This is a genomic window from Sphingobium sp. B2D3C (assembly GCF_025961835.1).
In the GTDB taxonomy this organism is placed as follows: Bacteria; Pseudomonadota; Alphaproteobacteria; order Sphingomonadales; family Sphingomonadaceae; genus Sphingobium.
Window position 1 is genome coordinate 1,535,557 of the sequence record NZ_JAOQOK010000001.1, and the last position, 12,516, is coordinate 1,548,072.

Sequence of the window (12,516 nt, forward strand, 5' to 3'; positions counted from 1 at the left end):
TGATTAGCGCCCTTCGCCAGCCGTCGGCGTGCGCGCAGCCGGCGCTGCAGCGGCAGGCTGCTGCTGCTGACCACCGGGCTGCCAACCCTGCGGCGGCGTGATGCTGACGGACGGGACCAGTGCATTAATCTCCTGCACGAGCAGACGGGTGACGTCCGCCGTGGGCTGGAAGGCTTCTGCGGCTTCCGCCTTCACCAGCAAGTCGATCTTGTTCTTGGTCATCACGTTGCGCATGGCCTCGGGCAGCTTGGCGCCGATCTGCTCGAGCACATAGGCACGGGCGAGCTGGAGCGGCTGCTCGAGACGCTGCAGTTCGGCCTGCGCTTCCTGCGCGCGACGCTGTAGCTCGTTATACTGGTTCTGCAGGGTGGTCTGCGTGGCAGCGGGCGGGTTCTGGCCAGCGGCCTGAGCCGCGGTCTGCAGCGCCGTCTGCTTCTGCTGGATCTCGGTCTGCAGCGCGGTGCGACGTGTGTTGATCTGGTCGATATTCGACTTGTAGGTCACCTGCATCTGCTGGCTGGCCGTGGTAGCCGCGCTGGACTGGCCGATCGCCTCGTCGATGTTGACGACGGCAATCGCCTGCTTGACCTGTGCGGAAACCGGCGCGGAAACGCTGAGGGCCGCGACCGATGCCGTTGCGAGCGCAACAGCGGAAAAGATGGAGTTACGCATCAGAATTGTGTCCCTATGTTGAAGGTTACAAGCTTGGTATCATCGCCGTCGACCTTCACCAGGGCCTTGGCGATATCGATCCGGAACGGACCGAAGGGCGAATTCCAGTTCACGCCGAAACCGACCGAAACGCGCGGTTTGGGGCTGTCGCCGAGGAAGACTTCCTTGAAGCCACCAATCGACGTTACGTAAGGCGTCGTACCGGAAGGACAGCTAGCGCCATCGGGAATGGACGAAAGCGAACTGGCGGTCGTGTCGGTCGCAGGCGTGATGCACTGCCTCAAGCCGCTGGCATCCCGGATGGGGAAATCGATGTTTTGGGGCAGGTCGATCAAGTTCGGACGACGGACGCCGAAGACGGCACCGGCATCGATGAACACTGACGGACGCAGGCCCATGTCGCGCGCGCCGGCACCGAGAGGAATCTCGATCTCAAAGTGCGTGAGATAGTAAGCGCGGCCGCCCAGAGCGTCATCGGACCACTGGTCACGATTTTCACTCAGTCCGATGACGTTATTATTCTCGTCGTACAGATAAGGCTTGCGCACGATGCGCGGCCCGACGCCGCGAATATCGAAACCGCGCAACTGCGGCTCACCCAGGAAGAAGCGATCGACGAGGCGGACGGGGTCGGAATTCGGCCCCGCGCCATCTTCGAACGAATGGATGTAGCCAGCCTCGCCCTTCACCGAGAAGATGAAGCCGCCGCCGAGCGGCCAATATTTATCGGCAGAGAGACGGTTGCGCAGGTAACGGACGTTACCGCCCAGACCGGCAAAGTCCTGACTGAACGTAATGCTGTGCCCGCGCGTCGGACGGATGCGGTTGTCCCGCATGTCATAAATTAGCGAATAGCCGATCGACGACGTGGTGCGCTTGCCGATGGCATCGCACAGATACTGGCTTGCGCGCAGAGGGTCGCACTGGAAGTTGCCGGCTTGCTCACGGTCGGAATAATAGTTGGCCTTGTCCAGCGTCACGTCCTCGAACGAGAGGCCATAGCGCAACGCCAGCGAGAGATATTCGGTAATCGGCAAACCGGCACGCAGCTGGAAGCCGGTGCGGACCTGGCTGTACAGCGTGTTGCGGTCATTACCGGACAGGTAGTTGAACGAGTTCGTATCCTGCCGGAAGATATCGCCGCCCAGCGCGATGTTCTTGTCCAGGAAGTAGGGCTCGGTGAAGCCGACGTTCACGGACTTTGAGTAGCTCGAATAATTGACCGAAGTGCGCAGTTCCTGGCCCATGCCGCGGAAGTTGCGCTGCGTGACCGACGCCGAGAGGATGAAGCGCTCAAGGCTCGAGAAGCCGGCGGAGAGCTGAAGCTCGCCGGTCGCCTTTTCCTCGACATTGGTTTCCAGCACGATGCGATCGGGCGCGGACCCGGGCTTCTGGTCGATCTCCAGACGTTCCTGGAAGAAGCCCAGCGAGTTGATCCGGTCCTGCGAACGGCGGACCTGGAAAGTGTTGAACGCATCGCCCTCGTGCAGACGGAACTCGCGGCGGATCACCTTGTCCTGCGTCAGCGTGTTGCCGTTGATATCGATCCGCTCGACATAAACGCGCGGCGCGTTGGCGATGCGGAAGGTGATGCCCATGGTGAGGTCTTCGCGGCTGCGATTGAACTCGGGCTGCACGTCGGCGAAAGCATAGCCGAACAGACCGGCGGTCTGGTTGAGCTGCTCGACCGTGTCTTCCACGGCCTTGGCGTTGTACCAGTCGCCCTTCTTCATCCGCAGCGAGCGGGACAGGCCCTCGGAACTGAGGTCGCGAATATCGCTTTGCACGGTCACGTCGCCGAATTTGTAGCGGTCGCCTTCCTCCACCACATAAGTAATGATGAAGTCCTGCTTGTTCGACGTCAGCTCCGCCACCGCGGACACGACGCGGAAATCGGCATAGCCCTGCGTCAGGTAAAACTGACGGACTTTCTGCTGGTCATAGGCCAGCCGGTCGGGATCGTAGGTGGTGCCGGACGAGAAGACGCGGAACCAGCGCGACTGCTTGGTCGCCATCTCGCTGCGCAGCTGCCCATCGGAGAATTTGTCGTTGCCGATGATGTTGATCTGGCGGACCTTGGATTTCGGCCCTTCCGTGATCTCGTAGACGATGTCGACGCGGTTCTGATCGAGCTGCACCAGCTTGGGATCGACAACCGCTGCAAACCGACCCTGGCGACGATACAGCTCGATGATCCGGGCGACGTCCGCGCGCACCTTGGAGCGCGTGTAGATCTGCCGCGGCGCCATGCGGATTTCGGGGAGGATCTTGTCGTCCTTGAGGCGCTTGTTACCCTCCAGCACGATGCGATTGATGACCGGGTTCTCGGTCACCTGAATGGTGAGCGCGCCCTGATTGTCGCGGATCTGCACGTCCGAGAACAGCTCACTAGCGTAAAGCTCGCGCAGCGCCTCATCAAGCGTCTCGCGGGTGTATTTGTTGCCGATCCGCAATTTGGTGTACGAGAGGACCGTGTCCGCCTCGAGGCGCTGGGCACCTTCCACCGTGATGGCGGAGATGGTGCGCTCTTCGGCGGTCACCGGCTGAACCGCAGGCGCGGAAGGCAGCGCGGGGGCCGGCTGCGCCGCAGCGCTCCCGGTGGCCTGTGCCATCGCCGGCACGGAGCCAAAGCCCGCCAGGATGGTGCCACACAGGAGCAACGGCGCGAGGCGGCCCTGTGTCGATGAAATGCGTGCTGCTTCGCTCAAACTCAGATTCCTCGACATGTCCTGAATGCACTTCATCTTGGGAAGCCGCATCCGCGCTGCCTCCCCTGCCCCAACCCGATCAGCCAATCAAGCCGCTCAGCCCTCGCCAGACGCCAAACGACGCCAGATCGTTCAAAGTCACGAAGATCATCAGCCCCAGCAAAAGCGCGAGGCCCGACCGAAACGCCATTTCCTGAAAGCGTGGACTGACTGGCCTGCGCTGAATAGCTTCTATTCCGTAGAAGAACAAATGACCCCCGTCGAGCATGGGAATTGGCAAGAGATTGATGAACCCCAAGTTAATGGAGACCAGCGCCACGAAGGCAATCAGCGCCTCCGGACCCAATGCCGCCTGCTCGCCGGAAATCTGCGCGATCTTGAGCGGTCCGCCCAGTTCATCGACAGAGCGTCGCCCGGTGACGATGTCGGCGAGGCCGCTTGCCATCATGCCGATCAGCTCGCCCGTGCGGCGCACGCCGACCCAGGGTGCCTCAAGCAACCCGACAGTGCGCGAAACCGATTCAAGGCTGCGCACGCCCAGCGCGCCATAACGGAACTCATTGCCGAATCGATCGACCTGCACGACCTCGCCGATCTTCACCGGGATCTGGCGCGCTGCCCCGCCACGCTGGACAGTGAGGGTCACCTCCTCGCCGGGCAGCTTGGTCACTATGATCTGGCGCAGCTCGCCAAACAGCTCCACCGGCTTGCCATCCACGCCGCGAATCTTGTCCCCGGGCAGGATGCCGGCGCGGTCCGCCGCGGAATTGGCTTCCACCGCCGTCACGTCCGCCGGGGTGACATTCTCGCCATAGGCATAAGCGAAGCCGCCCAGAATGATCGCGGCGAACAGCAGGTTGATAAGCGGCCCGGCCAGCACGATGAGCGCCCGCTTGCCGACCGACTTGGACTGGAACGTGCGGTTGCGCTCATCCGGCGGCAGTTGCAGCCAGCTCGGGTCGGACTGGCTGGCCGCGTTCATGTCTCCGGCGAACTTGACGTAGCCGCCGAGCGGCAGCGCAGCGACGCGCCAGCGCGTGCCGCGCTTGTCATGCCAGGCGAAGACTTCCTTGCCGAAGCCGATGGAAAAGGTCTCGGCATGAACGCCGAACCAGCGGCCGACGAGATAATGTCCCAGCTCATGAACGAACACGAGCGGGCCGATGACCAGCAGGAACGCGAGGATCGTGAAGAAGAAACCGGGGTTATCGGTCAATTGATGAGCTCCGCCGTCAGCCGCTCGGCCATTGCACGCGCCGACCTGTCGATGGCCTGAACATCCTCGAGCGTAGCGATGCGGCCGGCGTCGCTGCGGGCTAGCACGTCTTCGACGATCCGGCCAATATCAAGAAAGCCGATCCGCCCATCGAGGAACGCGCCAACGGCGATCTCGTTGGCGGCATTGAGAATAGCCGGTGCGCCGCCGCCGGCCTGGATCGCCTCGCGCGCAAGGCGCAGCGCGGGGAAGCGCTCCTCATCGGGCGCCTCGAAATCCAGCCGGCCGAGCGTGGCCAGATCGAGCGGCTCGCAGGGCGTCTCCATGCGCTGCGGCCAGGCCAGCGCGCTGGCGATGGGGATGCGCATATCCGGGCAACCCAGCTGCGCAATGGTCGACCGATCGCGATACTCGACCATCGAGTGGATAACCGATTGCGGGTGAACGAGGATCGAAAAGCGCTCAAGGCCGATGGGGAAGAGGTGATAAGCCTCGATTAGCTCCAGCCCCTTGTTCATCATCGTCGCGCTGTCGATGCTGATCTTGCGGCCCATCGACCAGTTGGGATGCTTGACCGCCTGCGTCGGCGTCACCGTGCGCATGGCCTCGCGGCTGAGCGTGCGGAACGGGCCGCCGCTGGCGGTGAGCGTGATCTTGCGCACGGCGTCGAGGCCGCCGCTTGCGAGGCACTGGAAGATTGCGTTGTGCTCACTGTCGACCGGCAGCAGCGCGGCGCCACTGCGGGCGACCGCCGCCATCATGACGTCACCGGCCGAAACCAAGGCCTCCTTGTTGGCCAGCGCCACGGTCTTGCCCCCGGCGACCGCAGCAAGCGTGGGAGCCAGTCCCGCGCAGCCGACAATGGCGGCCATGGTCCAGTCCGCGCCCATTTGGGCCGCCTCGATCAGTGCCTCGCCGCCGGCGGCGGCCTCGATGCCGCTACCGGCCAGCGCAGCCTTGAGCGCGCCATAACGGCTCTCATTGGCGATGACCGCGCGGCGGGCGCGGTGCGTGATGGCGATCGCGGCGAGCTTGTCGACATCGTCCCCGGCGGTCACGGCCAGAACCTCGAACGCCTCCGGCTCGCGCGCAATGAGATCGAGCGTGGAGGTGCCAACCGACCCGGTCGCGCCGAAGACGGAAACGGTGCGCGGCACGATCATCCCAGCATTCCTCCTGCGCTGGCCAGAGCAGCCAGAATGGCGGCCAGCAGCAGGCCGTCCACCCGGTCGAACATGCCGCCATGGCCGGGGATGAGATTGCCGCTATCCTTCACGCCCGCCCGCCGCTTCATCCAGCTTTCGAAGAAGTCGCCCACCTGGGCCACCACAGCGATGGCTGCGCCGAGTAGCGCGCTGACCAGCACGAAGCCGGGCTGCAGGCTCACACTGGCGACAACCGCCACCAGCAGCCCCGAGGCGGTCATGCCGCCGCCAAGACCCGCCCAGGTCTTGGACGGACTGATCGCCGGTGCGATCTTCGGCCCGCCAATCGTCCGCCCGGCGAAATAGGCGCCCACATCCGTCGCGATGACGATGCCGATCAGCAGCCAGCGCGTCGCCGCGCCCAGAGACAGCAGCGCTAGCGCCGCACCGCCGATATAGATCAGCCCGAAGAGCAGCCAGAGCATCCGGGCGAGCGTGCCATCGGGAAAGCGCCGGACGAGGCCGCGCCATTCCCAGAAAACGAGGGCGCTCACCAGCGCCACCAGCAGGATCAGCACCGCGCCATCGGCCCATAGCGCGAGCCCGGCGCCGACCAGCAGCACGATCGCCGAGCCGGTGCGAACCGCCAGATCGGAGCGAGGCGCGCGTTCCGCCATCATCGGCCTCCGTACCGGCGTTCGCGGCAGGCGTAGCTTTCCACCGCCGCTGCCAGCGCCGCCTCGTCGAAGTCCGGCCAGAGCGTCTCGGTGAAATACAGCTCGGCATAGGCCGCCTGCCAGAGCAGGAAGTTGGAAAGGCGCACTTCGCCCGAGGTGCGGATCAACAGATCGAGCGGCGGCAGGTCAGCAGTATCGAGTTGGGCCGCGATGACCGCGGGCGTGATCGCCTCTGGCGCCAGCGTGCCGGCCTGCACCTGTTGGGCAAGCGTGCGCATGGCGCGGGCCAGTTCGTCCTGCGACCCGTAATTGAGCGCGACCACCAGCGTGGACGCGGTGTTGGCGGCGGTGCGCGCCACGGCGGCATCGACCATCGCTGCCGCTTCCGGCTCGAAGGCATGGTGATTGCCGATGATCTTCAGCCGGATGCCAGCCTCGTGCAGATCGTCCACTTCCGAGCGGAGAAACTGCTTCATCAGGCCGGTCAGGTCGGCAATCTCATCCTCGGGCCGCTTCCAGTTCTCAGACGAAAAGGCATAGAGCGTCACGCATTCGATACCGAGCTTGGACGCAGCGCGCAGGGTGCGGCGCACGGCCTCGGCGCCGGCGCGATGACCGGCGACGCGTGGCAGCCGGCGCGCCTTCGCCCAACGACCATTACCATCCATGATGATCGCGACATGGCGCGGCACCGCCCCTTCCCCGCCGGTCTGGGCGGGGGTCGGCGCGGCCTTGCGCGTCATCCTGGACCTCAAAAGGCTCATAAATGGCCCTGGCCTCTCCCTCGGCAGTCGAAGGACGGATTATTTGCCAAGGATTTCCTTTTCCTTCGCCTGCGCTGCCGCATCGATATCCGCTATGGTCGAATCGGTGAGCTTCTGCACGTCGGCTTCGGCGCGCTTGCGCTCGTCCTCGCTGATCTCGCCCTTCTTCTCGTCGGTCTTCAGATTGTCCATGCCGTCGCGGCGGACGTTGCGGGCGGCGACGCGCGCCTTCTCGGCATATTGGCCCGCCAGCTTGGCGAGTTCCTTGCGGCGCTCTTCGGTCAGGTCGGGAATCGGCAGACGGACGTTCTGCCCATCGACAATCGGATTGAGGCCGAGGCCCGCCGAGCGGATCGCCTTGTCGACCGGGCCGACATTGGACTTGTCCCACACCTGCACGGAGAGCAGGCGCGGCTCCGGCGCAGAAACGGTCGCGACCTGGTTAAGCGGCATCTTGGCGCCGTACACCTCTACGGTGATGGGATCGAGCAGGCCCACATTGGCCCGGCCCGTGCGCAGTCCGTTCAGATCGTGCTGGAGCGCGTCGACGGCGCCTGCCATGCGGCGCTCCAGATCAGCCTTGTCATATTTCGCCATCTTGCCTCTCCGATGAACCTAGCGACCGCTGTCGACCAGGGTGGAGACACCCTCGCCGCGCAGCACGCGGGCAAGGTTGCCCTGCTCGCGAATGTTGAACACGATGATGGGAATGGCGTTATCGCGGCACAGCGCCACGGCGCTGGCATCCATCACCTTGAGATTTTGTGTGAGCACTTGATCGTAACTCACGCGATCGAAACGCTTTGCGGAATCGACGAGCTTGGGATCGGCATCATAAACGCCATCGACCGACGTGCCCTTGTAGAGCGCATCGCAGCTCATTTCAGCCGCCCGTAGCGCCGCGCCGCTGTCCGTCGTGAAATAGGGATTGCCCGTGCCGGCGGCGAAGATCACCACCCGGCCCTTCTCCAGATGCCGCTGGGCGCGACGACGGATATAGGGTTCGCAAACGCTGGCCATGGGAATGGCGGACTGCACCCGCGTCGCGACGCCCAGATGCTCCAGCGCATCCTGCATGGCGAGGGCGTTCATGACGGTCGCCAGCATGCCCATATAATCGGCATTGGCGCGGTCCATGCCCTGCGCTGCGCCGGCCATGCCGCGGAAGATGTTGCCGCCGCCGATCACCAGACAGATCTCGAAGCCGAACTCCTTGGCTTCCTTCACTTCCCCAGCCACGCGCGCGACAGTACCCGGATCGATACCGAAGCTCTGAGCCCCCATCGCGGCCTCGCCCGAGAGCTTGATGAGAATGCGCTTGGGGGCGGTCGTGGTCATGAATGCCTAACAAATTCCAGAGACGGGAGCGGCGCGGACCTTAGTAAGCCCGCGCCGCCATGCCAAGCACCGAGCGCGCCCGGTGCGTAATAAATGAAGGAAAGGATCAGGCGCCGACGGCGGCCGCGACTTCCGCCGCGAAATCCTTCTCTTCCTTCTCGATGCCTTCGCCGAGCTGGAAGCGCACATAGTCCTTGAGGACGATGGTCGTGCCGGCATCCTTCGCGGCCTTGGCCACGACGTCCGCGATCGGCGTCTTGTTGTCCATCACGAAGATCTGCGAGAGCAGCGCCTGCTCCTTGGCGAACTTCGCCACGGCGCCGTCGACCATCTTGGCGACGATGTCGGCGGGCTTGCCCGACTCGGCAGCCTTCTCAGCCGCGATCTTGCGCTCGCGGTCGAGGATCTCGGACGGAATGTCCTCAGCCTTGAGCGCGACCGGGAAGGCCGCCGCGATGTGCATGGCGATCTGCTTGCCGAGCGGGGCGAGCACGTCGGCACCGGCCGGGCTTTCCAGCGCGACGAGCACGCCGATCTTGCCGAGCGAGGGCGCCACAGCGTTGTGCATGTAATCGATGACCAGACCCTGATCGACCGAAACAGCCTTCACGCGACGGAGCTGCTGGTTCTCGCCAATGGTGGCGACATTGGTCACCAGCGCATCGTTGATCGTGCCACCGGCCGGGTGCGGCGCGGCCAGCAGAGCCTCGGCATCGCCGATGGCGTTCTTGAGCGCCACGTCGCCGGCCGTGCGGACGAAGCCCTGGAACTGATCGTTCTTGGCGACGAAGTCCGTCTCGCTGTTCACTTCGACGGCAACGCCGCTCGTGCCATCGACAGCCACGACCACGAGGCCCTCGGCTGCGGTGCGGCTCGACTTCTTCTGCGCGGCGGCAAGGCCCTTGGCGCGCAGCCAGTCGACTGCGGCTTCCACGTCACCATTGGTTTCAGCAAGCGCCTTCTTGCAGTCCATCATGCCAGCGCCCGAGCGCTCGCGCAGTTCCTTGACGGCGGCTGCGGTAATCTCTGCCATGTCTCTTGTTCCTCAAATCTCGAATTCAATATTGCCAGATGTCAGGCGGGCGCCAGGATCGTTCCCGATCCGGCGCCCTGCCCGCACATTGTTGCGTGCGTTTGACGGCGCCGATCAGGCCTGCGCGAGCGCTTCCTCAGCCGGCGGCTCGTCCATGGCGCCAAGGTCCATGCCGGATGCCGCTGCGGCGTTCTGGTTGCCGCGCGTGGCAGCCTGGGCCAGAGCCTCGCAGTAGAGACGGATGGCACGGCTGGCGTCGTCATTGGCCGGAACCGGGAAGGCGATGCCCGACGGATCGACGTTCGAGTCGAGAACCGCGACCACCGGAATACCCAGCGTGTTGGCTTCCTTGATCGCCAGCTCTTCCTTGTTGACGTCGATGACGAACATCACGTCCGGAATGCCGCCCATGTCGCGGATGCCGCCGAGTGACAGCTCGAGCTTGTCGCGCTCGCGCGTCATCTGGAGCACTTCCTTCTTGGTGAGGCCGTGGGTGTCACCCGACAGCTTCTCCTCAAGCGTCTTGAGCCGCTTGATCGAGCCGGAAATGGTCTTCCAGTTGGTGAGCATGCCGCCAAGCCAGCGGTGATTGACGAAGTGCTGACCCGAACGACGGGCGGCCTCGGCAATCGGCTCCTGCGCCTGGCGCTTGGTGCCGACGAACAGCACCTTGCCGCCAGCGGCGACCGTCGCGGACACGAAGTCCAGCGCGCGGGCGAAGAGCGGAACTGTCTGCGAGAGATCGAGAATGTGGATGCCGTTCCGCTCGCCGAAGATGTACGGCTTCATGCGGGGATTCCAGCGGTGCGTCTGGTGGCCGAAGTGCGCGCCGGCCTCGATCAATTGGTGCAGGGTGACGACGGGTGCCGCCATAATATATCTCCTTCCGGTTGAGCCTCTGGGATTCAGTGACCGCGAAGCGGCACCGGTATGTGGCGAATCCCATGTGGGTTAGACGCGCGCCCTTAGACCAAGCCCGACAGGAGCACAAGTCTGCACATCACGCTTGACAGGCGGCGAGAACAAGAACAAATAGTGAACATCAAGCCATGGCGATGCTGTGGACACAGGAAAGGGACGACGATGTTCTATATTCTGGGATGTGCCTTGTTTGCGGTTGCGGCGACTTTGGCGGCGACGATCATGGTCCATGAACTGCGCCTGCGCCATGGCGCGATGATGCGCGCCCTGCGGACGCTGGATCTGGAAGGTTGGACGCCCGAGCGGGCCGGCCAGCGGCACACGGCACAGCCCGTCGCCGCGACGGGCCTCAGCCTTGCGATAGCGATGCCGCCACGAGCCGCCGCTTGACTCGAGCGTAGCTGACCAGCCCGACCGGCAGCAGCGCGATGTATGCCAGCGACAGCAGAAGCAAAGCGTGCCACGGCGCAACCATCAGGCTCGCGGCGAAGATGCCGGCCAGCAGAATGGCGAACAGGCGCCAGGCCGGCGGCACGCGCAGCCCCTTCCAGCCCAGCGTCGGCAGGCTGGAGATCATCAGGAAGGCCGAAATGACGATCCACGGGGCGACAAGCCGCCAGTCGCGGAACACGTCCAATCCGGTGATGAACCAGGCATAGAGCGGCAGCAAAGCAATGCCGGCGCCGGCCGGGGCAGGCACGCCAGTGAGAAAACCCGCAGCCTTGCGCGGCTGATCGATCACATCAAGGCTGGCATTGAAGCGCGCGAGGCGCAGCGCGCAACTGAGCGCCAGCACCAGCGCGACGATCCAGCCAAAGCGCGGCATGGATTGCAAGGACCAGAGATAGACAAGAAGCGCCGGCGAGACGCCAAAGGCAATCGCGTCCGAGAGCGAATCGAGTTCCGCGCCGAAGCGGCTGTCCGCCCGCAGGAGGCGCGCGACACGTCCGTCCACGCCATCGAGCACGCCGGCAAAGATGATCGCCGCGACGGCAAGCTGCCATTCACCGGAAATACCATAGCGAATGGCGGTGAGACCAAAGCAGAGCGCCATCGCCGTAATGGCGTTCGGTGCGACCTGACGCAGCGTGATGCCGCGGCTCATCCGGGCGATGGGACGCGGTCGCGCCATCATATCAGATCCGAAACAGGCGCGGGTCCACCAATGGGCGCGCCAACCGAGCGAGGCCTCATTGCAGCACAGCCGTAGCGGACTGATTCTCGCCCAGATGCGCCAGGATCGTTTCGCCGGCCACCGTATGCGTGCCCAGCGCGACCTGCGGCGCCGTGCCGGCAGGGAGATACACGTCCACGCGGCTGCCGAAGCGGATCAACCCGACGCGCTGGCCTGCCGCGACGATATCGCCGCGCTTGACGAAAGGAACGATCCGCCGCGCGACCAGCCCAGCGATCTGCGTGAAGCCCACCCGCACGCCATCGCTGCGCTCGACCAGAATGTGCTGGCGCTCATTGTCTTCGCTGGCCTTGTCCAGGTCCGCATTGACGAACTTGCCGCTGATATAGACGACATCCTTGATGGTGCCGCTGATCGGGGTGCGATTGATGTGGACGTCGAACACGCTCATGAAGATAGAAACCCGTGTCATGGGTTCGGTTCCAAGCTTGTCTGGTCCGAGCATCTCCGGCGGGGGCGGAACCACCTGGATCAGGGTCACCAGCCCATCCGCCGGTGCGATGATTGCGCGCTCGTCCTGCGGCACGGCGCGGATGGGATCACGGAAGAACGCGAACACCCAGAGCGTCACGCCAACCATCAGCCAGGCCAGGATCGACCAGCCCATCAAGGCAAAAATGAGGGTAATCGCAGCGGCAATCGCCCCAAAGCGCCGCCCCTCCGGGTGAACCGATGGGAAACTCCACTTGACGCTTGTCCGTGAAGGCGCGACCGGCTGCGTGCCCGAAAATTCTGTTGTCATGGGCTCTGTTTAGGGTGAGCCGCCGCCCGGCACAATCCCCGCCGGCCCAAACAGGCCTGCCACGCGGCATAAATCGCCCGACATCAGCCTCTCATGCATGGCCAG

General features: G+C 64.3%; 13 protein-coding genes. 1 reads left to right on the top strand and 12 read right to left on the bottom strand.

Annotation, left to right across the window (positions count from 1 at the left end):
- Positions 1–3: 3 nt before the first annotated feature.
- The 10 genes from M2339_RS07115 to rpsB form a co-directional block, all read right to left on the bottom strand.
- Positions 4–672: an OmpH family outer membrane protein gene (locus M2339_RS07115; RefSeq protein WP_264575948.1), complete on the bottom strand. Its 669-nt coding sequence runs from the start codon at positions 670–672 to the stop codon at positions 4–6.
- Positions 672–3,284, bottom strand: a complete 2,613-nt coding sequence (bamA, locus tag M2339_RS07120; protein WP_413714896.1) for an outer membrane protein assembly factor BamA — start codon at positions 3,282–3,284, stop codon at positions 672–674. Before bamA ends, M2339_RS07115 begins: the two co-directional genes overlap by 1 nt.
- Before the next feature lie 175 nt (positions 3,285–3,459).
- Entirely contained in the window at positions 3,460–4,596 is a 1,137-nt protein-coding gene (locus M2339_RS07125; protein ID WP_264587072.1) for a M50 family metallopeptidase, read from the bottom strand.
- Positions 4,593–5,759: a 1-deoxy-D-xylulose-5-phosphate reductoisomerase gene (locus tag M2339_RS07130; RefSeq protein WP_264570125.1), complete on the bottom strand. Its 1,167-nt coding sequence runs from the start codon at positions 5,757–5,759 to the stop codon at positions 4,593–4,595. The genes M2339_RS07125 and M2339_RS07130 overlap by 4 nt, the downstream gene beginning before the upstream one ends.
- Positions 5,756–6,421 carry a phosphatidate cytidylyltransferase gene (locus M2339_RS07135; RefSeq protein ID WP_264570124.1) on the bottom strand — a complete coding sequence of 222 codons (666 nt, stop codon included), beginning with the start codon at positions 6,419–6,421 and terminating at the stop codon, positions 5,756–5,758. The genes M2339_RS07130 and M2339_RS07135 overlap by 4 nt, the downstream gene beginning before the upstream one ends.
- A complete protein-coding gene (locus M2339_RS07140; RefSeq protein ID WP_264575953.1) occupies positions 6,418–7,161 on the bottom strand; it encodes an isoprenyl transferase in 744 nt (247 codons plus the stop codon). The genes M2339_RS07135 and M2339_RS07140 overlap by 4 nt, the downstream gene beginning before the upstream one ends.
- 60 nt (positions 7,162–7,221) lie before the next feature.
- A complete protein-coding gene (gene frr / locus M2339_RS07145; protein WP_264570122.1) occupies positions 7,222–7,779 on the bottom strand; it encodes a ribosome recycling factor in 558 nt (185 codons plus the stop codon).
- A gap of 18 nt (positions 7,780–7,797) precedes the next feature.
- The gene (gene pyrH / locus M2339_RS07150) at positions 7,798–8,520 is read right to left on the bottom strand and encodes a UMP kinase (RefSeq protein ID WP_264570121.1); all 723 of its coding nucleotides are present in this window, start codon (positions 8,518–8,520) and stop codon (positions 7,798–7,800) included.
- Between the two features lie 106 nt (positions 8,521–8,626).
- Positions 8,627–9,553 (bottom strand): translation elongation factor Ts, encoded by a 927-nt coding sequence (gene tsf, locus M2339_RS07155; RefSeq protein ID WP_264587071.1) that lies wholly within the window; start codon positions 9,551–9,553, stop codon positions 8,627–8,629.
- Positions 9,554–9,667: 114 nt separating this feature from the next.
- Positions 9,668–10,426: a 30S ribosomal protein S2 gene (gene rpsB / locus M2339_RS07160; RefSeq protein WP_181559454.1), complete on the bottom strand. Its 759-nt coding sequence runs from the start codon at positions 10,424–10,426 to the stop codon at positions 9,668–9,670.
- Positions 10,427–10,636: 210 nt separating this feature from the next.
- On the opposite strand from rpsB, the gene M2339_RS07165 reads away from it, so the two are divergent.
- On the top strand, positions 10,637–10,864 hold the full coding sequence (locus M2339_RS07165; protein WP_181559453.1) for a hypothetical protein: 228 nt from the start codon (positions 10,637–10,639) through the stop codon (positions 10,862–10,864).
- Here M2339_RS07165 and M2339_RS07170 read toward each other — a convergent pair.
- Together M2339_RS07170 and M2339_RS07175 are read right to left on the bottom strand one after the other, a co-directional pair.
- Positions 10,824–11,606: a CDP-alcohol phosphatidyltransferase family protein gene (locus tag M2339_RS07170; protein ID WP_181559452.1), complete on the bottom strand. Its 783-nt coding sequence runs from the start codon at positions 11,604–11,606 to the stop codon at positions 10,824–10,826. The two genes, M2339_RS07165 and M2339_RS07170, sit on opposite strands and share 41 nt — an antisense overlap.
- 58 nt (positions 11,607–11,664) lie before the next feature.
- Positions 11,665–12,411, bottom strand: a complete 747-nt coding sequence (locus M2339_RS07175) for a phosphatidylserine decarboxylase (RefSeq protein ID WP_264570117.1) — start codon at positions 12,409–12,411, stop codon at positions 11,665–11,667.
- Positions 12,412–12,516 lie beyond the last annotated feature (105 nt).